This is a genomic window from Stenotrophomonas sp. GD03819, from assembly GCF_029841665.1.
Classification (GTDB): Bacteria; Pseudomonadota; Gammaproteobacteria; order Xanthomonadales; family Xanthomonadaceae; genus Stenotrophomonas; species Stenotrophomonas geniculata.
On the sequence record NZ_JAOCEW010000002.1, the window covers coordinates 30678 to 55121 of the forward strand.

Here is a 24444-nt window from a genome sequence, read left to right on the forward strand (position 1 = left end):
CGCTGTCTGCCGCACCGAAAACGCCCGGCCTCTAACGCATTGATTTTAGAAGATATGGATGGGGTGAGCTTAGCCTCTTCCTGGCAGCTTCCGTCCACCAAAGATGCCCGATATTTCCGGAAGTCCACCAAAGATGCCCGATATTCCCGGAAGTTCACCAAAGACGCCCGGCATTTCCAGAAGTACATAAATAACGCCCAACAGTTCCGGAAGCCCATAAAACACGCCCACGACTGCCGGGGGTTCATTAGAATTGCCAATTAGCCCACGCGGCGGCAAAGCCTCCCCTTGTGTTGCGTACTCGCATGAAGGCTACTGCCGTTCGCAGTCCGGCACGAGACAGTGCCGTTGCCCCAATGATGGCAAAAATTGCTAAGAACTGCCTGCCTTAGGATTTCTGCTGGATTCTAGCTGTTTTTCGAGGTGTCACCCAGGCGACCCGGACTTCTCTCAAGGAACGGGCGGAACCCTGAAGCTCGATGACCGGATACCCACCTGAAGGCAGTACATCCTTCGGATTCAGCTTGAACACCCTTGCAAGCGTCAACGCCAAGCCTTCCTCATAAGCGGTTGCCAGAACCCACACAAGCGCGTCGACCAAGGCGGATCTTCCCTTAATGCTGTCCAATACCGAAGCGACGATTACGGAAGGGGACCTATCCGGCTTGTCGTTCGCGATACCAAAGGCCGCAGCGGCCAGCTCCAGCGCTGTGCCGCACGCTAACGTTACCATCGGGTCGACAACCGAGAGATTGAGCCAAGTCGCGCCGCTGGCAGAAACACCATAGGGAGCTAGGAACGACTCGTGCCGCTCTACCTCAGTGGGTCCTTGGGTGTCGTAGTGCGTTGAGCGGAAGCTCAGGACAGATAGGCCTTCAAGTCCGACCCTGGCGCATGCCGCTGCAGTGGCCCGCGTCAAAGCATCGTAGGCCATCAATGGGAGCGGAGCGCACATGAGGCCCGAGTTGCCGCCAATCATTGCCCAGCCCCAGAACGCCCCTGGCTCCGGATCGTCAGCGGATGGCTGGAAAGCCTCATACCTTACGTGAGCATTGCCATCGTCCTGGTGGACGGGCGGCATAGGAGTCGTTCTATCAATCAGGCGCGCCAGAGCTGAAGGCCAGCTTTGCGCATCACTGGGGAAGTGAATCACTCGGCCTGCCCGCTGGCGTGATGCCCAATGAAGGTAGTCATCCACCCACTGCGACACTTCACGAGCGGGAAATTGCCTGACGTCCAGTAGCGCTGTGTGGGCGTCGATTGGCTGAAATCCACAAGTACAAGTCCCGAGACCACCGGAGTGGTCAAAACTGGTGCCCAGCGTCCTTCCGCATGCCTCGCAGTGGCTGATGAGCTTCTCGCCATGCCAAGGGCACGCAGAGATGGAAGGAAGGAGAAATAGTGAACAATGGTAGCCGTGAAGTGCGCATGCGGGGCACCGCATATATGGAAGCTCACTACCCGCGAGAAGTCGAAGTGATTGAACTGGAAGCCACGCGGCCGGATTCCATAGATTCTTCGTTGTGACGTCACGGACTTCGATGGCTGACGCAAAAGTATCCTGCACCCGGCCCGGCAGAAGCAAAGGGCGGAGCATGGAGCGCCCAGTCTTACGCCTCACCCCCATGATCATGAGTTGCTCACTTGTTGGCATGCCCAGTGCAACGATCCGCTGCAGCACGCCGTAGCCCGATATGTATGGATAGAACTCATGCTCTGCGCCGACAATCCGAGGCGTAGAAGGATTTACGGCGCGAGAGCTATTCATTGCTTCCCCCTACCTGGTTTGCCGTATTCTGTATCTTCTCAATGATGGCGATTGCCTTGTCGGACATCTTCTCGCGCATGCGAATGAACTCGGTTCGCAGGTACCCGACATGCACAAGCGCAGCACGGACGTCAGATGGAGTGAAGCGTTCGAAACTCTGCTGAAACCAAGCGTTCGTTAGCAGATTCCGCACGGTCGATGTGAAGGAGCACATCGGCCAGCCACTATGTTCGGGAAGTCCCACCTCCCTCCGGAGGGCGGACACAGCATCGCAAATCATCTCCGTTTCAGATTCCAGCCGCCATCCGCGATCAAATGCGTCGGTGGCGAAGTATCTAGAAAATGGCATGTCCTCTGTCGGCCACCATGCTGCGCCGTCGTAGCGCGACAGGGCATGCCTGACCTCATCTCGCGCCGCAAGAGGAAGAAATGGGGCTGAGTCCAGAAACCACCGGCGAACAACATGTGACGGATGGTGCTGCCACATGTCGCCAAGCTCGATGCCCTGCTGGTCACTTTGGTACACAAAGACCAAAAAGAGAGTAAGCCTGTCCTTGCTCATCAAGTTATCAAGATCTTCTAAGCACTGAAACTCAAGATTGGTGAGCCGTTGAGCACTGTCGATGAACAATACGTACCTGCGTACGTCGGCGTGCCCACACGCGGCGCGCATGTGATTGTGTATTCGTGCCCTCAGCTCGTGAGGCCTGGCCGATGACCAGCGCGGCATTCCCAGTTGATGTGAAAGCGCGTGCCAGAAGCTCAGCGGGCTCCTGCATGCATCTGAGGTTGCGACGATTGCCCTGGCCACACCTGCGCGGCGTCCGTCCTCCACGAGCCAGCGCCAGTCGGTTTCGACTAGATAGTCTTGCGCCGTGGATTTGCCAACCCCGCTCTCTGAGTAAAGAGAGCACCCATGATGACCCTGCTGAATGTTGTACAGAACGAAATCCGCCATGCGTTCGACAGGCTTCGTGTTGATACGGTAGCCAGACTCAATGAAAAGTGGATGGTCGGGGTCAAGGCGACGGACGGCCATGATGGCCTCCGCAAGGTCCGATCTAGTCATCAAGATTCACCTTGCCTCCCCGGGGGACTCTTACCGGGATGTGAGCTGGCTGGGACCGAATGTCGGGCAGACGGCCGAAGTGCAACTGCTGCAAGCGCGCAAGTTGGTCGACTGCGGGTTGGGACGTGTCTGCAGTAGATCGAAGATGCGCTATGAAGGCTTCAATTGCACACTCCACGCCAGCGATTGAGAAATCACTGCGCTGTTTGGACCAACGACAGATGATCCTTCGCGTCCTCTCGTCATGCGGCGCGCGCGACCAAGGCGCTCGCGCGGTAGCCACTCCGAATGGCACGGTGGCACTTTGAAGTAGCACGATTGAACGAAGATCGCGCCTATTCACGCGCGCAAGAATCCTGGTGCCAATCAGTCCCCATTTATCGTTAAGGGAAGGGGATCGGTAGTCCGCATACAAGTAGGTGACATGGGGCAACTCCCCATTATCCTTGTTGCCTTTTACGGGCAGGCTTACGATTGTCGAAGCCATATCTGCAGCATCCAGGCCACAGGTTTCCGGCGCAAACGCAAACGCTGACTCTTTGCGATTCGTGAGATACGCTAGCGGCGTCATCTGTCCGAGTGCGGAGTGAGGCGTCGCGTTGTAGTTGGCTATGATGACGTCCAGGAGCTCCTCGAGAAGGTGCATCTGGATGGGATGGGCATCCGGAGAGAAGTTGCTGATCCTGATCTTGTTTTCCCCCAGCCGTTTGGCGGGCTCAAAACCGCCGGGGATCTTACGCAGCGCACCACGTTCCAAGCGCGAGAAGAATTGCTCTACAATGGGTCGTGAGCGCGGTGTGTGCGACTTTCCGAAGATCATCACACCTCCCCGAGCCCTGCAGAATGCTGCTTCGAGTGCATGGGCCGAGTGCGCAAGGAAGTTGTCCAGTGCGACAGCGGCCGAGCGCGTGACTATCGGCGTTGCTGCCTGATAGACGGGCATTCCAGCGCCAGGTGCGTAGAAGAGGTCCGGGATCGTCAGGTCCCTGGGAGCCCAGGGTTCCATTGACTTGGACAAGCAGAGCGCTACATCAAGATTGTCATAGCTCTGGCCGACACAGAGAAGCCATCCCGTTACCGCCCTGGATTCAGTCTCTATTTCGATGAGAAGCCATAGCCGTGACACTTTGCGCGTAACACGCGCGCCATTGGGCATATCGATGGAGATCTTGCATTCAACATCGATTTGGTGCGCGTCAAACTCCGTTCTGGCGAACAGGCCCATCCGTACTGCTTGCTCCAAAGCGACAGGAGCGTTCGATGCCGATTGAGGTTCATAAAGGTCCACGTCGGCTACTGCCGACTGCCGCCGCTTGAGCAAAGCAAGCAGCGAGCGCTTCCCCTTGCCAGGATCGTTCAGGGGGAATTTGTCCTCCAGGTTGTGCTGCTTCAGCTCCGCAAGGACTCGTTGGTGCAATTTTACGAACGCGCTTGGAGGGCGGCCCGGCGGCAGATGGGTTGCAAAGCCATCGATCAAGGCTTTAACACTCGGCACAGCTTCGGAGACTTTGTGCCACGCAAATCTTCCTGGAACCAGCGGCAATTCCGCGGGTTCGAAGGAAAGCTCAGTCGAGTAACTGCCCCATGGAATGCATACGCGAAATCCGTGCGGCATGCCATCGTGGGCTATCGTGGGCGCTTTCATTGCCATGCGCTTCAGGCGTTTGTGGCAGATTCCATATCTCCGGGATATAGCGGTGATGGTGGAACGGCCCAGAAGCAAGGCGGTGAGTGCTTCCTTGGCCACGCGGAACTTGGAGAGATGATCTGGTGCAATATCAACCGGATGTGGGGAGTACCACTCGTCGAGTGTCGCCTGATCATAGATTTCGTACCTAGCCATGACGCACCTCCACGAGGGCATCCGGATCCCCTGGGCGATAGTCCACGAGTTGTACGCGGCCGGTGTAGACGAGGCTTGCCACTGCGCAAGCCACTGCGAACCGGGCCTGGCCCGTCTGCAGTTGTAATGCGCTCATGGTGAGGCGCTCAACGTTCTGGAGCATGTCCTCAATCCTCACTTCCAACTGCCTGGCCCCCGCGATCTTTGCATTGGCCCAGACAAGCGGAAGTAGTTCGTAGGCAACAGCGACCTCGCTGGCGCGAGATGCCAGAGAGTTTTCGTGGACAAGTCGCAATACGAGCCCTTGATTCAAGGCCATGTGGATGAGCTCGTCATCTGCGGGAAGCTTGACTAAGCCAACGCTCAGTGAAGCCACCCGTTTTGTAGGGATTACAAACTGGTAGTGCTGGGTGCCATCCCTCCGCCCGACCCAGAAGCTCAACTCAAGGTCGCGCTTCTCGCCTACCGTGATTCGACGCGGCCTCTCAACATACATCTCCACCTGGGGGTCAAATTCGAGCATCAGCGCCTGGCAAAAGTTGACCAGGTCGGCCACCGTTACGGTCCGCCCATTCTTCGGGGACTGAAATACAAAGATTTCGCGGCGGTCGCGCTTGCCGCGTGCTAGCTCGAGAGGGGAATGGGGCAGATGCCCCTCACGGCGGTCTTCGTCCGTCGGTTTGGCGGTCGCGCTTTTTCCTGCGGTCATCATCCTGCTCCTCAGCCGTCGGCTTGCGAACGTCTGCCCGGTCTCGAGATTGGAACAAGGTGCCCATTCAGGTTCGCCTCCGCCATATGAGATGGGGAGGAAATGGGCGCACCCCTCCGCGCGAACGGGAAGTCGCTTGACTTTGTCAAGGAAAAGGGTGAGCCTCAGGGTACAGGCTGAGTTTCACCACCATCTGCTCCAACAGATGTCACTTGCCCCCGCGCCAACGGGGGCAAGTCATTTCCAGGGTTCGGAGATGTTAGTTTCCGGCTCTTGGTACTCTCCTCGGCGCTCGGCGAGCGCATCTTCGGGGACGTCTTGAGTCTGTTCTTGAAACGCTACAAGCCCGGCCCCTTGAGTTTGGGTTGTGGGGCGTCATTCCTGGTTGGGCTTCAGAGCAGCCGCTTCATCTTGCGGGGTGCCAGATACTGCCGGCGGACTGATTGCGGCCCTCAGCCCAACCATCCAGTCGGCGATGTCCATCGCAAAGGCAAATTTGCCGCGGCGGCCGGGCACTTTGAATATCTTCACGGGCAAGGTTCCGCGTGCCTCTGCTTGGCGGAGCGCGTGGCTGGAGCGATAGCCAAGAGCTCGCGGCAAGTTTTCATAGCCGATGAGAGGCCCGAAATGAAAGGTCAATTCTCTTTCGATCTCACGGCGTTCCGGGGCCAGGATTGATTCGTTGGTCCGCTCCGTCATGGCGTGGTCACACCCCGTCGCTTGTGTCCTCCTGATTCTGCCCCTCTAATACGGATGGTGGAAGGAGTAACAAACTCGCGTTTCGTTACCCATCAAAGGTGAATGGGGAGGGGCACGGCCATGGCGCTCAAAGAGATACCCTTTTACGGCGAGGCGCGACTTGCCCGCATGCGTGCAAGCACGAGCATACTTCCCGCCAACCGAGCCGTGCCGTACTGCCTGCGATCACTCAGTGTCGGATTGTGGTTTGAATGCTTGCGAAGCCGAATGGGCCTATCCAGCGCATACGCGCTCGGACAGTCGATATCCCCGGAGCGTCCCGGCTGCCACTCCAATGTGTGGGTGAAATATGCCCATGCGGAACACGTCCCGTCCCAGGCGACGCAGGCAGCAGCCGAGGCGCGCTATCCCGGCTCCCGCATGGTTCTATGTTCACCGGTCTGGGCCGCTCTGAATGTCCACGAGGCACTTGGCGGTTGTGGAGAATCAATACTCATGTCGCTCAGTGCACCTGTGCAACTGGAAGTGTTCAGCGGAGCGAGCTTGCGAGCCGGCATGTTTGTCCGCCGAGACCGTCGGTTACGAGAGATCACCGAGGGCTTGTGCGGGCTGGGCACTCTGGATAGCCTGGCGGCACTAGTGGTGATGTTGAGGGTCGCCCATGAGCAGGGCAGACGGCATGACTGCTTTGCCTTGGGGCGTGCACTGCACGATTGCCTGCTACTGGTGGGGCAGGATAGTCCCATCCAGCTTATTGCCGAAGAGCTGTTCTGGTACTTCAGCCATTTCGTGCTTCCTTTCACAGGGTGCCGGGGTGTTCGGATTGCATCGTCGCGACGCCGCTTGCTCCTGCAGCATGAGGTTCTCTCCCGCCTCGTACTTGAGCTTGAAGACAGCGGGTTCGACTATCTCCCAGGCATGCGTCACCCGCTCTTGCGGGTAGTCCGCAATCAGCAGCATGCTCCGTCTTTGCGCTTCTTCTCGCCCGGCGTCGGACCCTGCAGCGCAACATCGCGGCAGATGGCGCGGTAGCGCTATCAATACAGAGTCTTGTTGAGACGAGGAGGCATCCAGGATGGTGAGCGCAGAGACTAAAGGCTCGACCGATTACGAAATGAGCCGCTTGTGGTGGGCGGCACGGCTGTCGCAGTCGAGTAGAGGCTCAAGATGATTGCCTATCTTGGTTGGGGGTCGCTGGTATGGCAACCCGACGGTCTACCGGTTCGTGGACAGTGGCTGGCAGACGGGCCAACGGTTTGCGTAGAGTTTTTAAGGCAATCCGGCAATGGACGGCTTACGTTGGTCATGCATGCGGCCGCGTCTGCTGTCACCTCCTTCTGGGTTGAGGCTGGTACCGACGACGAGGGCGACGCCAAGCGAGCCTTGCGTGAGCGGGAAGCCATTCCCTCAAAGAACATGGAGCGACACTTGGGGGTCTGGACACATGGCTGTCCAGCACCGGCGAGTATTCCTGGGCTCGCTGACTGGGCCGCTGCTCGCGGGATTACCACTGTGCTATGGACGGCGCTGCCACCGAAGTTCAACGGGGAAAATCAACGCGTCCCATCAGTGGAAGAAGCAGTTGCCTACCTCGCAAGCCTCTCAGGGCAAACTGCGACGCTCGCAGAAGAGTACGTCCGGCGAGCCCCGCCCCAGATTGACACCGTCTATCGTCGTGAGTTTGCTGCACGTCTAGGCTGGCATCCCCTTCCGAAAGGGAGCTAACTGCGACGTGCGTGTGATAGCCGATGGCCAAACTCCGGCAATGGCCAGCACCGTTTCTCACCTTGGGCCGACTTGGGCCGGAAGGCCCGGCCCTGTCAGCGCTGCCCGGGGCTCCGGCTCAACAACTGGATGAGCAGAAGCCACTTGTGTGTCACTTTGCCGGCGGAGGCAGCACAACGATGAGTGCCATCCATGGGGCGATTGCCAGAACAGTGGCAATGTACGCGTACTTCAAACAGCTGAATTTTGACGAGAGAATCTTGGAATTGCGCCAACATTGACCCAGGAGGTCTTCCTCGAACTCCATCAGCGTACGCTCCGCGCACTTCTGCAAGAACTCGTGCTCGGCCATGCTCGACACCCGTTCAAAGAAGATGAGCGAATTTGACCCGCCTCGCAGTTCCGGAAAATATCCGTACCACAGGTGCCAGAAGCTAACAGTAAGCGGTGTAAGGAACAAAACGCCCACAACCGAGATCAGGGCCGTTAGTTCATCAAGTTTCGGCAGCCGCGTCGCGATCATGGCAAGCATGCCCAGGTTGATACCCAGGCCGACCGAGAGTTTTGTGTCTACACGGGAGAAGAAGCCCAAGACCAAATTCAGCTGCTGCCAAGCGGCACTAACGCGGTCGCTTTGATTTGGCGGGTGGCCGCCAGAATTTTGAGGTTCTTGCACGGGGTGAGTTCTCTGTCTTGAGGGATACGGTTTGTGTTCGTTTGATGGCAGATCGAAGACCGCAGATGTCCAGCGTTCCGCAGCAGCGCGCTCCTGCAGCCGCACAATCCTCAAGGAAAGCTGTGTCGGCCAGCGCACATCGGTGCTGTTCCAAGATGAAAGTGACCAGGGCCGCAGCGTGGTCGCCACATGCAGTGATCGCACCGTCAGGATCGCGGCCACATGGGCAGACTGGGGGTCTCCCGACCAAGGTTTCAGTGCGCGTCGACACCCGAGCAAGGAGTAGTTTGCCGTGCCAGAGCTCGAGCCTCCGCTTCTGAGGGCGCGAATCCTTGCGGACCATGAACTGCCCCGCGAGCACATCTGCCTTGAATGCCGGACCCAGTCGTTCGGCTGCCTGCTCAGCATTGGCCTGATGCTGCGCAGCACGACCGTGCGCGCGGCCGTTCTCCGCTCCAGGAAAGACCCGGCGGGCGTTCGCGCCGATCTGGTAGGTCAGGTACTGGTAGACCGTGGCCCACCAATGCCTCGCTGCTGCTTCGTCTTGGATCCGGCTCGGATTGTCTTCTCCCCAGCCGAGGCAGAAGCTACGGTCACCGTTGATATGCCGATCGGGACAGAACCCCGGCAGCATGCCGGGGTCGGCGATCTCGCGCACTGAGACGTGCTCGCCTGCAACGGAGACGAGCAATCTAAATGCGTACTCGGCTCCGCCGGCCCGAACCACTGTGATCCCAACCAGCCCCCCGACAGGGTCTACGATCAACGTGGCACCGTAGTCCGGTGCCACGCGCTGCAGCAGCTCCAAAGGCCTTGGCGTCACGTCGCGGCCACATGAGGACGGATCGGCTGCGCGAGCGCAGGAGCCACTGCGGGTGCCACTTCAGCGTAGTGTGCCTCCAGTGTTGCCTTCGCCACGCGGTCCCCGGATGCGGCGAGTTCCTCCACCGCTGCGGCATAGTCTAGGTTCGCCGCCTTTCGCTTGTCGGTAAAGACGGTCCGTATCGCGGCGCTGGCGGCCTTGTAGGCATTTTCACCAATGGCCGTCTCCACACCGTCGCAGAGTCGTTGTTGGGCTTCAGATTCCAACACCGCTCGCCCCGTGGCACACCGCAGAAGGCTCCCCTTCATGCCCAGGCGGGAAATGGCAAGGGGGCCAAGTTCGAAGCCAATGGCCAATCCCAGCTCTGCCACTTCCGCGCCTTCGGCGCTCAGTTGCTCCAGGGCAGTGGAGAAACTGCTGCGCAATGCACCCGCGCACTGGGCAGCGGTGCTGACCGTGTCCTGCGCATCTGTCGTCTGTGACGTGCCCTCCAGCAGCACCCCATGAAGGCAGTCGCCAATAAAACGGACACGACGCCCTCCAAAATCCTCGTGTACGACCGCATCCAGCTCAGAGCGCAATACGTGCAGTGTTCGAACCAGATGTTCGGGATCCTCCTCTAAGTGCTTGTCCACGAAGTCGGTGAATCCGTCAATGTCGGCATAGATCGAAACGCCATCAAATCGCCTTGAGTTCGCCGCGCTGAGCAGGGAGAAGTCCAGATCAGAAAGCGGAGGCGTCGGTCGACTGAACTTGAATTCGCCGATAGGGAGCTCGGCCTGTTCATCTTTCCAGAGTTCGATGATGCGCGACTTGGAAATGCCGAGTGCAGCGGCCTCGACGCATGCGGAAATCTGAGCATCGGTCAGCGAAGTGGTGCGGTCCTTGTTGCCGGTCAAGGTAGGCAGTTCAAGCACGGCACGTGCGCCGTGCGTCAGGTAGATGCCTTCAGCCCCTCCATGCCCGGCACACTTGGCCGCCTGATTGGCTGGGGAGCCTAAGAAAAGAGGTTCTCGGCTGGCGCGACGACCATTGTTGACGGCCAACGCCATCCCGCTGTCAATGCCGACACGAACCTGGGCATTGGGGATGTGCGCGTCCGAGTCGCCCGTTTCAGCCAGCACATCGATGGCGAGCTGGGCGATCGCAACCGCGCGCTCGATCCGGGCGCGTTCGTTGGCATCGCCGTACGGCTTGGTCACAACCGCATGCAGCCGCTGGTTGTGAAAGTCCACACGGATGGCATCACTTTCAACGAGGATGCGATGGACGGCGCGGTAGTGCTGATTCAGGAATCGAAGGGCCCGCTTGTGGCAGGTTTCGCCTTCGATGTCAGTGCAGCTAAGCATGTCCGCCAGATTGACGATGTCGATGTAGACATGCGCCCCTTGGACGCGATAGGCGCGATTGACTGGAATATCCACCAGCGAGGTTTCCCGCTTGTAATCGCGGATGTCCACGTCGCGGACTTCGGCGTAACGGGTGGCAATGCGCTTCTTGGTGCGATCTTTTTTCCAGCTGTGTCCCATCGTGCTACTCCCTGCGCCCAAGAGGAGGCCAGGCCGGGCGGGTCGCGTCGCCTACGGCGTGGCTGGCAGCCGGATTCATTCCAGCTCCTTTGGGCGTATATTGGGACCCAGTTCACACTTTCAAGGGGGCAGTATGGGGACTGGGATCGTCGAGCGCCTCGCGGCGGATGATGGCAGGCGACTGATCGCCGCCTTGGCTGAGTTCCGCCTGCTGGCCGGCTTGGACGCGGCCGCAGCCCAGCTGGCACAGGCCGGGGAATTGCTCGACGTGGGGACAGGGCAGGCCTTTATCACTCAGGGCGCCCCAGAGACCGACGTTTTCTTCATTGTCTCCGGCTCCGTGGACGTGCTGGTCAACGGCAAAGTGGTTAATACCCGAAGGGCTGGGGACCACGTCGGCGAAATGGCAGCCATCGAACCGGCGCAACTGCGGGCGGCAACTGTTACTGCACGCGAGCCGACCGTAGTGCTAAAGGTGCCGGAAATCGATTTCAGCAGGATTGCGGATTCACACCCCGTCATCTGGCGGCGGCTGGCCGCGACCCTTTCGCGCCGTCTAAAAGAGCGCAATCACATGATTACCCAACCTCGCGGACAGGTCCGGGTCTTTGTGATGTCGTCGGTGGAGGCGCTCCCTGTCACGCGGTTGCTGGTACAGCACTTCGAGCACGACCCGTTCCTGACGGTGGTATGGGACCACGGGGTGTTCCGCGCCGCCAACTACACACTTGACGAGCTCGAGCGCCAGCTGGAACAGGCAGACTTTGCCATTGCCGTGGCCCACGCGGATGACATGGTCATCAGCCGCGGTGACGAGTGGCCTGTCATGCGCGACAACGTCGTCTTTGAACTGGGTATGTTCATTGGATTCCTGGGGCGTCGGCGCGCCTTCTTGATGGAGCCGCGCGAAGACAAGCTGAAGCTTCCCAGTGATCTCACGGGGCTCACGACCGTCCCCTACCGATACACCCCTGGCCCGGACGCCCGGGCTTTGATTGCACCGGCATGCGAACAAATTCGCTCCCGCATTCTCGAAGCTGGGCCGAGGGACTGACGGTGGCACTGCTGGAAGAGATGACGGCCGCCGTGCAGGCGATAGCACAAACCCGATGGTCTACACGGAGAGGTCAAGTTGTACCCGATCCAGAAGATCTGCGATTGGGCAATGACGCAGTGGAGTTTGATCGTGCCACTGTTTTGTACGCGGACCTGAACGGCTCAACGAATATGGTCGACACCGAAGCCTGGCAGTTGAGTGCAGAGATCTACAAAGCGTTCCTGCACTGTGCAGCGACGATCATCAGGAAAGAGGGCGGCAAGATCACCTCCTACGACGGAGATCGTGTCATGGGCATCTGGGTGGGTGACCGGCAAGCCACGCCGGCGGCTAAGGCCGGGTTGAAAATCAACTATGCGGTCAAGATGATCGTCATGCCAGCGTTGAAAAAGCAGTACCCCGACTGGACAGGTACCGTGAGGCATGTCGTCGGAATCGACAGCAGCCCAATCCGAGCTGCTCGCACGGGTATTCGAGGCGGCAACGACATCGTCTGGGTTGGACGCGCGGCCAATCATGCGGCCAAGCTCACGGACCTGGACCTTGCCCCGTCAACCTGGATTACCGATGAGGTGTTCATCCGGTTGGCTGATGAGTTGAAGTACGGTGGAACGCCGCCGACTCTGATGTGGGAGGCGTTCCGCTGGAACCGGCAGGGTGGTCGCCGCATTCACGGATCAGACTGGGCTTGGCGCGTCTAAAGCGCCCTCTGCGGACCCGGCATTCGCAGGGCCAGCATGGCAGGGAAAGGGCGCACTGTTAGAGGCCGATTTCATGGCGCGGGAGTCAGGCAGCCGAGTCCTGCCCTCCGATGAGTGCGCGCCGGGAGAGGAACCCGCTGCCATTGCGGAGCTCTGGCAGAGGTTCATCTACGCACCGGCCCCTAGCGCCGCATTGATCTCAGCGAAGGCCTTCTCAAAGCGCTCCAGCGTTTCATTGATGGCCGTAGTTTCCGCGGCCAGCACGTGCTGATTCTGGATGAGCCAGTTGGCGGGAGTGAAATGATCCAGGGGCGGAACGGAAGCCCCCATGACATTAAACAGTGCTTCGGCCTGTTTGACCTGGCGCGTCAGGGCACCGTCTTGGCTGAACTGCCGGGCGGAAATTTGCCCTTTTCCCTTCAGACCGTAGGCACCGTTGAGGATGTCGGCGAAGACGGCGGGTGCGAAGAAGTCCTCAATGTCGCTCTCCGCCTTTCCGGTGAAATCCGTGGCTACCAAGACGCCGGAAGTCTTCATGATCTGAGACTCCCTCAGCCGCTGCACCTTGCCTTTATCGCCATTGCCGTAGTCACACAAGGCGACCATGTGGATGCCCTTGCCAGAGAAGAGCGAGGCGAACGATTGCACTTTGTCTATGCCGCCTGTGGGGCAGATCACCCACCGGCTGTCCAAGCCTTGGCGCTTGCGTTGCTTGAGCGCGTGCGATGCCGCCTGAAGATAGAGCACATCCGAAGGTCCTTCGACCAACAGGGTATGCGCTCCCACAAACAGGCTTTGGGTAACCTCGTAACCGAGATGGGCCTGAAGGGGGAACAGCGTGTCCTGATCGACGCTCAGGACGTCCGCGGAGACCTGTGTGCCCTTAACGGTGGGGCGGCGACGCTGGTCGTAGGTGACAACGTCCTCGACGACGCGAACGTCCGCAAGACGATCGGCCGGCACCATAAAGGGCGAGTGGGTGCTGTAGATGACCTGGTGGTCGGGGAGTAGACGCTCAATGATGTAGCGGAGCAGATCAGCTTGCGCCTTTCCATGTAGCGTCAATCCAGGCTCATCCAGAAGGATGATCGCACCGGGGTTCCTCTTTCGCATCTGCTTGAACTGCGACAGGAAGGAGAAGAACCAGACGAATCCGGCGCTGCGCTCAGACAGGGGCACCGAAACCTTGTGGTTGTCATTCCGAATGCGGATTTTGGCAACAGTCCCGCTATTGAAGGGGGCGGGATCCTCGGAGAGGCCTTGGGCAAGCGCTATCTCTACACTGAGCGCGTCGTTCTGACTCCAAAACTCGAAGATCTCATCGGTAATTTCATTGGAGGCGGCTTGGCAACGTGCGTTGAGCTCTTCCAGGCGTGTGCTGGACTGCAATTCGCTGACCGACGTCCCGGCGTACTCGAGGAAGTCGAGGAAAATCTGGTCACCCGGGGAGATCGTCGCGCCGCTTTGGGTGTCACGAGACAGCTTGTCCAGCGATATCTCCCCGGACATGCGATCAAAGTGAGAGGTATAGAAGAACGCCGGCATCCTTTTCTGCAGGATATCGATGGCCGCCAGCACTGGTTTCCCCTTGCGGAAGCCGCTGATGGACCGCTTGACCGCCTGCAATTGGTCAGACGGCTCGGGGTGCGCATCTATCTCGACCACGAGTCGATCCAGCAATATCTTGGAAAACTTCTCCCGCTCTTCGCCTGCCACACCGTGCTGGTCGAGCAGAAACGCGCGCACCACGTTGGGATCGACGTGAATGCTCCAAGTGCTGTGGCCACTGTAATCTGTCGTTACGTCAACGGTCGTACTACTTAACGCGCCGGCACCCAGGACGTCGGCGACCGCCTTTTGGTCTTCGTGGCTGAGCTCCCAGGTCAGGGTGGCAACCGGTGCGGGTTCGTCGTCGTGGCGTTCCTCATACCGCGTGAGGAAGCGGCGGGGGTAATCGCGCACCGTGTCGTAAGCAAACTGGTCGGCGATGGGACGGGTACCAAACAACGCCGTCAGAATTGCAGTCTTGCCCGCCTCGTTCTTACCGACCAAGCAGGTCAGCTCTCCGACATCGAACGTTCCGGAATCCTCTGCAGAACGGAAGTTTCGGATCCGTGCCTTGACTAGCTTCATGCTGCCCCCTGATTCCTGCCGTGGATGGTGCGCGTCTTGTGCAGGATAGGGCCCGAGCGGGGCACATTCAACGCGCACTGCTGGCCGCTCGGGCCGGAGGCTCAGTCCTCATCCATCAGGCGCGCGGCGGGGTTGCTGCCGACGCCGCCCTGCTGGAAATATCCGATCACGCTGGCCACGGAGCGGTGATCGGTCATCGCCATCAGCGCCGGCAGGGCCACCCCACGCCGCGCACCTTCGGTAACAAAGCCCGAGCGCAGGCTGTGGCCGGCAAAGTCCCCGTCCAGACCGGCCAACCGCGCCCGGTCCTTAACGATGGCGGCGACCGCCTTGCCGCTGAGCGCGCCGCCCAATGACCGTGGCCAGACGCGCCGGAACAGGGGGCCGTCGGTAATCTCGGCCACGTCCAGCCAGTCCTGCAGTGCGGTGGCTGCCTCTCCCAGGATGGGCTTGTCGGGGCTGCTGCCAACCACTGGCCCGGACTGCAAGGTTTTTCCGTGATCCAAGCGATAGGTGTAGCCGCCTTCGGGCAGTCGGGTGAGGTGATTCACCGTCGCCTCGGCGACTTCGCTGCGGCGGCGCCCGCCGCTAGCAAAGGCAAAGTAGAGCAGGGCGCGATCGCGCTTCCCCTTGAGCGAGGTGTCGCAGGTGGCCGCCATTGCGCGCAGATCTGCGGCTGACAGCGCGGTCTTCTTGGCCGGGCGCTCGCCTCGTTTGTGAGAAGCCCTGCGCCCCTTGGACAGTAGGGTCCTCACGGCGCGATTCTCGCAAGGGTTGTCTTGGCGGGCCTGCTTGTGGGCCGCCGACAAGACCGCCACCCGGTGGACCAGGCTGGAGAACGCCAGCGGCCCAGGCTTCTTCTTCAGGCCCGCATGCACCAAGGCACTATCCAAGTCTGCAGGCAGATCCCAACGAAGCCCCAAATCGCCTGAGCGCCCCATGTGATCCACGATGAACTGAACCACTGCCGCCGGGGGGACGGGTAGGGCGATGGGCCTGCCATAGCGCCCTTCGAACCAGCCCGCCCAATAGCGCAGGGCGCCGGCGTAGCTGCGAATGGTGTTAGGCGCTTCGGCCTCCTGCAGGATGTCTCGCACCGCTTCTGCGGCGGAAGTGGCCAGCCGCTCCGGAACCAGCCCCGAAACGAGTTCCCCTGACGCAGCAGTGATATTATTCATATGTACTATGTATTGTGCACTATGATTAGGTTGAGCTACATCTGATAAATATGCCTTATCAGACATGGCCTGCCAATTCTCACCGTTCCGCAGAAGGACACCCAATGGCCAAGGGCATCAGCGAACTGGATGTGCACCAGGCAGCGGACGACATCATCGCCGCCGGCGAACGTCCCACCGTCGAGCGAATCCGAGCCCACTTGGGCACCGGCTCGCCCAACACCGTCACGCGTTGGCTGGAGACCTGGTGGCAGACCGTAGGCTTTCGCCTGCGCCAGCGCGCCATTGAGGCGGCGGTTCCAGGCATCCCAGAGCGGGTAGCTCACCTGAGCCAGCGTTTGTGGCAGGCCGCGCTGCAGGATGCCGGCGAGCTCGCTCAGACCCAGCTGGAGTCGACCAGGCACGCACTGGAGGAACGCGAGCGCCTGCTGGAGGAGGACCGGGTGGCCCTGACGCTGGCGATTGAGGCCAGCCAGAAGCGCGAAAGGGAGGCTCAGGTCCAGACTCAGGCCGCCGCCACCACCGCGGAGCAGTTGGCGGCACAGGTCTCCCAGATGACGGCACAAGTACAAGACCTGCTGCGCCAACGCGATGGAGCCTATGGACGGGCGGAGCGACTCGAGCAGGAACTGGATGCCGTACGCCGCAGTCTGGGCGAGGCCGCGGCCGCTCACGAAGAAGAGAGGAGGGCGCTCCAGGCGCACGTCAGGGCAGTGGAGGATCGTGCCCATACGGAGGTTGACCGGCATCGCCAGGCGTTGCGGTCAGCCGAGCAGGAGTGGGGGCGGGAGCGCATGGCCTTGGCCACCTCATTGCGAGAGAGCGAGCAACAAGCCATTGCTGCTGCCAACCGCGAGCAACAGGCATTGCGCCGACTGGAAGGCGTGAACGCGCGGGCTGATGGCTTGGAGGCGCAGCTGACGTCACTGAAGGAAACCACTCGGCAAGTTACCGAGGCACTCCGACAAGGGAGAGCGAACACGGCAACGCCAAGCAGGCAAAGCAAGCCACGCCGCACCGCGCCCAGAAGAGTGGGCGAGCCGACACAAGAACCCAATAGCAGGAAATCTAAGACTTGAGGCCATCCATTCGATCAAGGCTTCTTTCCCCGAAAGACTTGGAGGACGTACACGCCCCCCCCAAAGTTCATCCTCGACCGCGCCCGAGAGCACGGCGCGACAGGCCCCGTACGAACGGTAGAAACCAGCACGCCGGAGGAGGAACGCCATGAAGCAGGGAAGAACTGACAGAGATTGGGCGGTGGTCGCTGTGATGACCTTTGCCGCAGGAGCCGTCTTGACTTGGGCACTCATGAGCAAGCCGAGTCCCAAATCCGCCACGTTAGCGCTTGACTGGCCGGCGTGGGTGCAAGCGATCGGCAGCATCGCAGCCATCATCGCCGCGGGACTGATCCCCCTTTGGCACGCCAGAGTCAGGAGACGGGAGGTCACACAGTCCCTCATAGAGCTGATTTCCTATGCGCGATTTCCAGCGACACTGATGCTGGCGCAGTTCGAGGGAGGATTCGGCGGCCCCCGGCTGATCTTGGCGCATCTGACCCAGCTTCATAAGGCTTTCGATTCAGTCAACTATGTTGACGTGCCGAACCGATCCTTGGCGATTGCGCTGCAGCAATCAGCAACGGCTGTGAGTGCACTTAAGGAGATCCAGGAACTCTTTCTGAGAAAAGAAGAGATGAAAAAGGGGCGGGGGAGCGAGATCGTTAAAAAGTACCTGCTCATGCTCGATAGAGCCGTCGAAGAAGCAATCAAGGCAACCGGTCAGCGGCCTCGAGACTTCAACTACGACACAATCGTGCTGCCTAATGAATAGCCCATGCAAATGCTGTTCGTTACAACTACGCGGTAATAGTCACAAACCTCTCTCTAGTAATCCACTGCCGAGGGCTATCCGGCAAATCGTGCGGAGTCGGAGGGAGTAGCTGGCGTCTGAACGGGGGAACTCGCCTGGCGATGTAGCAGGGGCCTGGTGCACTGGACTGTAACAGAGCAGTTTCACTGTCACCGCGCCTTGTTACGGTAAAGAACCTCCGTTACATTCGCTGCTATGAACGACCTCGACGCCGCAGCCCGCTATCTTCAGGGTCTACTACCCGACATGGTCGGTGAGCTCGAGCCCTGGCCCAGCTCCAAGACGCGCGGCTTACCCCACTTCCTCGCCACCCTATTCGGCCTGGCCGAGCTTGACCTGCTCGGCCACAGGGTGCTGCTGGCCACCGTCCCGGCGCAGACGGAACCGTTGCCACCTTTGCGGCTGATCGCGCAGGTGCATCGATTGGCGGAAAAGGCCGGCTTGAGGGTCATTCTCGTGCTCTCCGGCGTTTCGCCCTACATTCGCTCCAAGCTCATCGAGTCTCGGGTGGATTTCGTTGTGCCTGGTAGCCAACTGTTCGCTCCGAGCTTCCTGATGAGCTTACGCGAGCGCGATTCGTCTCCAAGGGTGCTCACATCCGCTGGGGAGCGGTTGAGCCATCCGGCACAAGCGGTTCTGATCGCGGCCCTGTTGCGGCCCGACTTGGAGGAGCGCGGCATCCCTGGCAGCGTCCCGTGGGTGCCGCTCGACCTGGCGCGCGAGGCAGGCTACTCACGCATGACTGCCTCGCGGGTCGCCCGTGAACTGGTGGCGGCTAACCTCGTCAGCGCCCAGCGCGAGGGGCGGGAGACGAAGCTACGGTTCTTGAAAGCGCGCCGCTCCTTGTGGGCGGTCGCGCTGCCGCGGCTGCGCTCGCCGGTGCTGCGCACCACTTGCATCGGCAAAAGTGGCTTGGACATGCTGCTGGCCGATCATTGTCGTGCTGCGGGAGAAACCGGCCTGTCCGTTCTCACCGAACTGGCGGCGCCATCGCGTCCGATCGCTGCGATCGGACGAGACTGCTTCCGTCGGCATCCGGAGCCGGAATGGTTTCCCGTGGCCGGCGAGGGCTATGCAGACGTGCAGCATTGGGCGTACTCCACCCGCCTGGGTGGCGCGGGCACCGTCGTGGACCCGTTGTCGCTGTACCTGTCCTTGCAGGGACAGGGCGACCCGAGGCTGAACGGCGCGCTGCGGGACCTGCTCGATGAGGTCTTCGTCTGATCGCAGGCGCGCGGGAGCTCGGCGAGTGGTGCCTGAACTCCGGTACCAGTCCGCGGTCATCGGGGCCGTTGCGCTGGCCGTCGTAACGCAGGAAGCGAAGCGGCAAGTGGGGCCACGAAGGATCTGGAACGTGGTGCTGAGCGTGGAGGCGCTGACGCTTGCGTTCGGCCAGCGGTTCTCGGGGGGATATCGAGGCAGCGGCTACGAGGTGCGCCAGCCCTCGGACCGACACTCAACGTTCTATCGCTTCCGGCGGCCTGCGCCCAGAAACTGCAGGAGTGGCCGACGGGTCGTTTCGACCTGATCGTCTGCAGCGGGATGGACGACTAACCCGGGCCGGATGCCCTGCTCGAACTGCGTGACGGTGCGCATGGGGCGACGAAGGACGGTAGCCTGCTGGTGGCTTGCCAATGGCTGCCCATCCTTCAAGTAGCAATGCCTTGGGCGCATGCGCTGGCTAGGATTGTGCCGCGCTGAATCTGCTTCTGGCCGGCAGACGATCACCCTCGAAGTCGCAGGGCTAGGACAACTGATCTCAATCATGGAGGGATAGATGTGGCCTAACCCTTAACAACTCCGTGAGGGCGGCTTACATCGCATCCACAGTGATGCCATGAAGGATCATTGAAGCATGCTGGGACGCAAGTTTGTCCAGCGCAGGTGCATGCGGACTCGAGGTCCCGAACAGCTCGTGGAACAGCACACCCATTACGATCGGAGCCATGATTGAAAAGGCCATGAGATTTGAGTCGCCGGCGCGGACGGTCCCCTTGGCCTGCGCCCGCTCGACAGCGCTTGCCACCAGCCGGATCATGCGAGATGCAACTTCGTCATGCCAGATCCTCGCAAGCTCAGGAAACATTCGGCTCTCCGATAGCACCATTCGCAATGCTGCAGACAAGCGGGCATCGCCACCTGATGAGACCGCTCGCTGGAGGAGCGTCGGGATTAGCTCCTCAATCGACCCGTCGAAGGTCGCCTGTGCCGTCTCAAGGCCTTCCAGATTTGTGGAGATCAACTGGCGCGCTGCGGCTCGAAACAGCTCTTCCTTGGTTTCAAAGTAGAGGTAGATCGTGCCCTTCGCGACTCGTGCGCGCTTCGCGATATCAGAGAGCTTTGCGGCAGCAAAGCCGTTCTCAAGGAAAACATCTACCGCAGCGTCTACAATCTCGAGCGGCCGCGCCTCCTTGCGACGACTCCACTTAGGTTGCATCTCGCTCACGTGCTCAATCTCTTGCCCATGCGGGAATCCCAATAGCGCTGCAGCTCGTCTAGGGACTGCGTTGGCTGTGCCAATCCCACCCAAGTGTCAGGCCGCAGAACGTAGACAGCGTCCTGCTGACGTCCAGCGCGGCCATGTTCTTCGTGCCAGGTAAACTCGCGAAGAGCCATGCCGCGGCTGTCGCACCAGCCCTTTAGTTCAGTACTGGCTCGTCCATAGACATGGACCTGCCAGCCGATTTGCTCTGAGATCGCGTAGTTGTCCTCACCACGCGTCTTCACCCAGGGCAGGCGATCGCCGCCTTCAATCTTTCCAGCCTTGCCCTGGCTCAAGGGGCTATGCGATCTACAGCATCATCATGATCAACGTTGTCTTCCACGTGATCCCGCTGATTCTCGGGGTCGGCTACGGCGCGGGAACGCTAACTGCGATCATCATCTTCATCCCCCTCTGCGCTTGGATGATCTACACATCCTTTGGCGCGGGTCGTATGAGCTATCGAGCACTAGCCCTTTTGGTTGGTGCGGGAGTGTTGTTCCATGCCCTACTCACTATTCCGATGATTCTCCTGCTGCAAGGTGCAATCTCAGAGACGTCCGTAGTCATGATTCAGGTAGCCAACCCCTTTGTGCTGATGGTCATCTTGTCGGCGGCGGAGCGCTCGCGCTTGAGCATGCCGGCAAGGCAGCGTCGGCCAAGTGCCTCTCGCTAGCTCGAGTCTTCTTCGGCGCCTAGTCAGACCTCCCATCCCGTCTCGCTCACGCAGCCGCTTCGGTGACCCCTGGCGGACAAGGCGGAGCAACTTTAATGGTGCCTGTCCCCGCCTGTGTTGAGGCGGGGTAGCAGCTTGCAATGGCGTTAGGGATTCTCGATGGGAGCCAGATCATTTGCCCCTATTGCTCGATGGAGGAGGGGGCTGGCTCGCTCCTATTGAGCCGACGCCTTGCCCGGGCCTTTGTATCTGCTCAGCCAATAGCTGTAAGGCGTGGGTAGCACGCTGGCTGGGAGCTCCTGGCCAAGCGCAATGGCCATTTGGTACGGATAGTGCGGATTGGATAGGTGGGCCCGCCCGATCATCACTAGGTCAACCTAACAGTCCGCTACAACGCGCTCGGTAGTCTGTGGATCATCGATGCACCAACCTGTGGCCACCGGAAGCCCAGTTTCATTAGCAAATCGCTCAGCAAGGGGTGCCAGGAACGCCTGTGTACCCCATGGGACGCGGCCACCAAGAGCACTGAAGCCAATGCTCACGTTGAGCAGATCAAGCCCCAACTCTCGCATTTCTTTGCCAATCTCAATGGAGTCGACCAGTGCTTGGCCATCGCGCGAGTTGTACTCCACAACTCCAAAGCGCGCGGTCAGCGGCAGATGCTCGGGCCAAACCTTACGGACGGCCGCCAATGTCTCCAGCAGGAAGCGTGCTCTGTTCTCCGCACTGCCACCGTAGCGATCCTCCCGCTTGTTGCTGTCGGGGCTGAAGAAGCTCTGCGCCAGATAGCCATGAGCGAAGTGAAGCTCCAGCCATTCAAATCCTGCAGCAAGCGCACGCTTGGCTGCAGCGACGAAATCCGCTTGAACGCGATGAATGTCCTCAACCGTCATCTCGTTGGGAACTCTATCGAGCGAGCCGCCAAAGGCGATCGGCGAGGGACCAAGGATCGCCCATCCTGCGGGATCATCGGCTGCGATGTGGTCATCGCCTTGCCATGGCCGATTTGCACTAGCCTTGCGCCCTGCGTGGCCGATCTGGATGCCAGCTACGGCACCGCCTTGCTTGATGGCAGAAGCGATGGCTGCCATTCCTGGAATTTGCTCATCACCCCACAGGCCAGCACATCCCGGGGTGATGCGTCCTTCCGGAGACACGGCGGTAGCCTCGACAATCACGAGCCCAGCGCCTCCGCGCGCAAGCGCGGCATAGTGGCTGAGATGCCAATCGTTGATACGGCCGTCCTCCGCACTGTACTGGCACATGGGCGGCACCGCGATACGATTCTTAAGAGTGACACCTTTGAGCTCGAATGGGCTAAACAGGGCAGACATAAACGGGGCTTTGGGGAGAGCAAGAGGAGCAAGCACGGGGATTTACTCCGGCTTAGGACGTTGACTTGGCGGCTCGAGCTGCTTCCACCAGGCCGTCCAGCCAATCCTGGTGACCATTGATCATTGGATTCGGCTTGGCCAGACGCAGGGCTTCTGCAGGCTGTCCCTTCTGCGTCTCCTGCGTGAGGATCCGCACTCGGCCACCATCAAGGTCTTCGACAATCCACGCATGATGAACGTCAAGTCGATCGGCAGACCCGGGCTCACCGGCCCAGCCATGCCAAGCGATCCGGCCCGGACCCTCGGAGGTAGGAGCCTCATGCTCGACGCATTGAGCCTCCACGGGGAAGCCAAAGGTTTCAAAGTAGAATCGATCCCCGTTTCGCAACAGAGGGCCGGCGCCATCGTGGAAGCGCACATTGGCTGAATTTCCGTAGTAGGTCGGCCACAGACGTGGCTCTTCAAGCAACGGCCAAACATCAGCTGCGGCAAGGCCGAGGACGATCAGCTCATTCGAGACAAAGTTTTCGGTGTAACCAGGAAGGTAGCCTTCCGGCCAACGAATGCCGTTCATTTTCATCATATGCTCCTTAGGGCTAGCGGCGCGGCTCGCCGATGAATCGTTAAAATTACGTTCGCCAGCTTCTAACTTGCAGACCTCTGACTTCTACAGCCGAGACACTTGCTCCGTACCGTCGTGTCTCAGTTTGGCGAGGACTGCCTGGCAGTCGAAAGCTGGCTGAGGGTGTGCGTGGAGCTAGACGTACGCGCCAGCTGAATACGTAAGCTCGTAGCTGTGGCTGTAGATCTCCAGGATGTTGCCCAGCGGATCCTCCATGTAAACCATCCGATAGGGCTTCTCCCCTGGGAAGTACTCTCGAACCGGCATTCGCTGCTTTCCACCAGCTGCCACAATCCGAGCGGCCAGGCCTTCAACGTCCGGATCCTGAATACAGAAGTGGAAGACGCCCGACTTCCAGTACTCGAAGTTGTTCGCGGGACGCTCGGCGTTATTGAACTGGAAGATTTCGACTCCAACCCGGTCACCAGTGGATAGATGTGCAATGCGGAAGCTGCCCCATCCAGGCCCAAACACATCCGTGCACATCACGCCAATTGCGCTTTCGTCTTCAGCAATCCTGGTCGGCGGCATGACGAGGTACCAGCCCAAGACTTCTGTATAGAAGGAAACCGCGGCATCGAGATCGGTAACAGACAGGCCGATGTGGGAGAAGGCGCGAGGGTAGGGAGGGGGTAGGGCAGGCACGGCACACCACTGAAGAGAGGGGTAGCCGCAAGATTAGACCCTGCAACTCAACCATGATCTGATCCATTTTTATCAGATTGATAAAATATTCTTATGCTGAATGAGCATTGGCTCCGATCCTTTCGGGCTATCGCAGAGGTCGGGAGCTTTACCAGGGCCGCAGGCCAGCTGCAGCTCACCCAGGCTGCGGTCAGTCAGCATGTACGTCATCTTGAGCAACAGCTGGGTGCCCTGTTTCTGCGCAGACCACGATTTATTGAGCTGACGCCGGCGGGAATGGCTCTATTGCAGTACTGCCAAGAGATGGATTCGGCCGATCGCCGGCTTCAAGCCAAGCTCGCGAGCGCGGACAGCGATCAGGGGGAGTTTGCGCTGATAACCCCCGGGAGTGTTGGCCTTGCTCTTTACCCGGTGTTGCTGGACTTCCAGCGCACCCATCCCGGCTTGATCATTCGTCATCGCTTCTCGCCGGACCCAGAAATCCTATCGGCGGTACTGGAGAAGAAGTACGAGGTGGGTCTACTTGCACTTCGGCCGGATGACCCTCGGCTGCGGGCTGAGCCCTTCACCGAGGAGGCGCTTGAGCTGGTAGTTCCGAGAGGTGCCTGCGCGGACAGCTGGGCGGATCTTCAAAAGTTGGGTTTCGTTGATCATCCAGATGGCCAGGCTATGGCCACCCGCCTTCTCGCCCGCAAGTTCCCAGGAAATCCAGGCGTACGCGCGCTTCCTATACACGGCTTCACCAATCAGGTTGCGCTCATCCTTGAGCCGGTATCGCTCGGGCTGGGATTCACTGTCATTCCGCGACACGCCCGTGAATCCTTCGCTCGGCAAGACGCAATTGAGGTGGTTGACTGTGGATCTCCGGTGGTTGACACCCTCTGGATGATCCATCGATCCGAA

General features: G+C 59.9%; 22 protein-coding genes. 6 read left to right on the forward strand and 16 right to left on the reverse strand.

Going from position 1 to position 24444, the window contains the following annotated elements; all coding sequences use genetic code 11:
* Positions 1-388: 388 nt before the first annotated feature.
* The 8 genes from N5D45_RS01350 to N5D45_RS01385 form a co-directional block, all read right to left on the reverse strand.
* Entirely contained in the window at positions 389-934 is a 546-nt protein-coding gene (locus N5D45_RS01350; RefSeq protein WP_126412179.1) for a hypothetical protein, read from the reverse strand.
* An 826-nt stretch (positions 935-1760) separates the two neighbouring features.
* Positions 1761-2807, reverse strand: a complete 1047-nt coding sequence (locus N5D45_RS01355; RefSeq protein WP_072167141.1) for an ATP-binding protein — start codon at positions 2805-2807, stop codon at positions 1761-1763.
* 22 nt (positions 2808-2829) lie between these two features.
* Positions 2830-4680, reverse strand: a complete 1851-nt coding sequence (locus tag N5D45_RS01360) for a hypothetical protein (protein ID WP_024956856.1) — start codon at positions 4678-4680, stop codon at positions 2830-2832.
* Positions 4673-5389, reverse strand: a complete 717-nt coding sequence (locus tag N5D45_RS01365) for a hypothetical protein (RefSeq protein ID WP_049401583.1) — start codon at positions 5387-5389, stop codon at positions 4673-4675. The genes N5D45_RS01360 and N5D45_RS01365 overlap by 8 nt, the downstream gene beginning before the upstream one ends.
* 375 nt (positions 5390-5764) lie before the next feature.
* Positions 5765-6088, reverse strand: a complete 324-nt coding sequence (locus tag N5D45_RS01370; RefSeq protein ID WP_024956858.1) for a hypothetical protein — start codon at positions 6086-6088, stop codon at positions 5765-5767.
* Between the two features lie 720 nt (positions 6089-6808).
* Positions 6809-7048, reverse strand: coding sequence for a hypothetical protein (locus tag N5D45_RS01375; protein ID WP_126412177.1), 240 nt, complete (start codon positions 7046-7048; stop codon positions 6809-6811).
* A 916-nt stretch (positions 7049-7964) separates the two neighbouring features.
* Entirely contained in the window at positions 7965-8711 is a 747-nt protein-coding gene (locus tag N5D45_RS01380) for a Pycsar system effector family protein (RefSeq protein ID WP_128990601.1), read from the reverse strand.
* 597 nt (positions 8712-9308) lie between these two features.
* Positions 9309-10841, reverse strand: a complete 1533-nt coding sequence (locus tag N5D45_RS01385; RefSeq protein ID WP_043033494.1) for an adenylate/guanylate cyclase domain-containing protein — start codon at positions 10839-10841, stop codon at positions 9309-9311.
* A 133-nt stretch (positions 10842-10974) separates the two neighbouring features.
* Here N5D45_RS01385 and N5D45_RS01390 point away from each other — a divergent pair, with 133 nt between their 5' ends.
* Positions 10975-11895, forward strand: a complete 921-nt coding sequence (locus N5D45_RS01390; protein ID WP_088428977.1) for a TIR domain-containing protein — start codon at positions 10975-10977, stop codon at positions 11893-11895.
* A 2-nt stretch (positions 11896-11897) separates the two neighbouring features.
* Positions 11898-12599 (forward strand): adenylate/guanylate cyclase domain-containing protein, encoded by a 702-nt coding sequence (locus N5D45_RS01395; protein WP_197621874.1) that lies wholly within the window; start codon positions 11898-11900, stop codon positions 12597-12599.
* Positions 12600-12767: 168 nt separating this feature from the next.
* Here the strand turns inward: N5D45_RS01395 and N5D45_RS01400 are convergent, their stop codons facing one another.
* Positions 12768-14732, reverse strand: coding sequence for an AAA family ATPase (locus N5D45_RS01400; protein WP_024956865.1), 1965 nt, complete (start codon positions 14730-14732; stop codon positions 12768-12770).
* Between the two features lie 101 nt (positions 14733-14833).
* Positions 14834-15910, reverse strand: a complete 1077-nt coding sequence (locus N5D45_RS01405) for a site-specific integrase (protein ID WP_043033496.1) — start codon at positions 15908-15910, stop codon at positions 14834-14836.
* 104 nt (positions 15911-16014) lie between these two features.
* On the opposite strand from N5D45_RS01405, the gene N5D45_RS01410 reads away from it, so the two are divergent.
* The 3 genes from N5D45_RS01410 to N5D45_RS01420 all read left to right on the forward strand — a co-directional run bounded on the left by N5D45_RS01410 (position 16015) and on the right by N5D45_RS01420 (position 19006).
* Positions 16015-16989 carry a DNA-binding protein gene (locus tag N5D45_RS01410; protein ID WP_049402764.1) on the forward strand — a complete coding sequence of 325 codons (975 nt, stop codon included), beginning with the start codon at positions 16015-16017 and terminating at the stop codon, positions 16987-16989.
* A gap of 148 nt (positions 16990-17137) precedes the next feature.
* A complete protein-coding gene (locus tag N5D45_RS01415; RefSeq protein ID WP_033836002.1) occupies positions 17138-17743 on the forward strand; it encodes a hypothetical protein in 606 nt (201 codons plus the stop codon).
* 234 nt (positions 17744-17977) lie between these two features.
* A complete protein-coding gene (locus N5D45_RS01420) occupies positions 17978-19006 on the forward strand; it encodes a hypothetical protein (RefSeq protein WP_049402763.1) in 1029 nt (342 codons plus the stop codon).
* Positions 19007-19595: 589 nt separating this feature from the next.
* Here the strand turns inward: N5D45_RS01420 and N5D45_RS01425 are convergent.
* Together N5D45_RS01425 and N5D45_RS01430 are read right to left on the reverse strand one after the other, a co-directional pair.
* A complete protein-coding gene (locus tag N5D45_RS01425; protein ID WP_043033616.1) occupies positions 19596-20219 on the reverse strand; it encodes a TetR/AcrR family transcriptional regulator in 624 nt (207 codons plus the stop codon).
* A 5-nt stretch (positions 20220-20224) separates the two neighbouring features.
* Positions 20225-20560: a hypothetical protein gene (locus N5D45_RS01430; protein WP_043033500.1), complete on the reverse strand. Its 336-nt coding sequence runs from the start codon at positions 20558-20560 to the stop codon at positions 20225-20227.
* 26 nt (positions 20561-20586) lie between these two features.
* Between N5D45_RS01430 and N5D45_RS01435 the strand changes: the two genes are divergently transcribed.
* Positions 20587-20940 carry a hypothetical protein gene (locus N5D45_RS01435; protein WP_043033501.1) on the forward strand — a complete coding sequence of 118 codons (354 nt, stop codon included), beginning with the start codon at positions 20587-20589 and terminating at the stop codon, positions 20938-20940.
* A 377-nt stretch (positions 20941-21317) separates the two neighbouring features.
* Here N5D45_RS01435 and N5D45_RS01440 read toward each other — a convergent pair whose 3' ends face one another.
* The 4 genes from N5D45_RS01440 to N5D45_RS01455 all read right to left on the reverse strand — a co-directional run bounded on the left by N5D45_RS01440 (position 21318) and on the right by N5D45_RS01455 (position 24351).
* On the reverse strand, positions 21318-22274 hold the full coding sequence (locus N5D45_RS01440) for an NADH:flavin oxidoreductase/NADH oxidase (RefSeq protein WP_279938386.1): 957 nt from the start codon (positions 22272-22274) through the stop codon (positions 21318-21320).
* Between the two features lie 52 nt (positions 22275-22326).
* Positions 22327-22854, reverse strand: a complete 528-nt coding sequence (locus tag N5D45_RS01445; RefSeq protein WP_223224789.1) for an SRPBCC domain-containing protein — start codon at positions 22852-22854, stop codon at positions 22327-22329.
* A gap of 177 nt (positions 22855-23031) precedes the next feature.
* Entirely contained in the window at positions 23032-23541 is a 510-nt protein-coding gene (locus tag N5D45_RS01450; protein WP_033836000.1) for a lactoylglutathione lyase family protein, read from the reverse strand.
* Between the two features lie 519 nt (positions 23542-24060).
* A complete protein-coding gene (locus N5D45_RS01455; RefSeq protein ID WP_049402761.1) occupies positions 24061-24351 on the reverse strand; it encodes a hypothetical protein in 291 nt (96 codons plus the stop codon).
* Positions 24352-24444 lie beyond the last annotated feature (93 nt).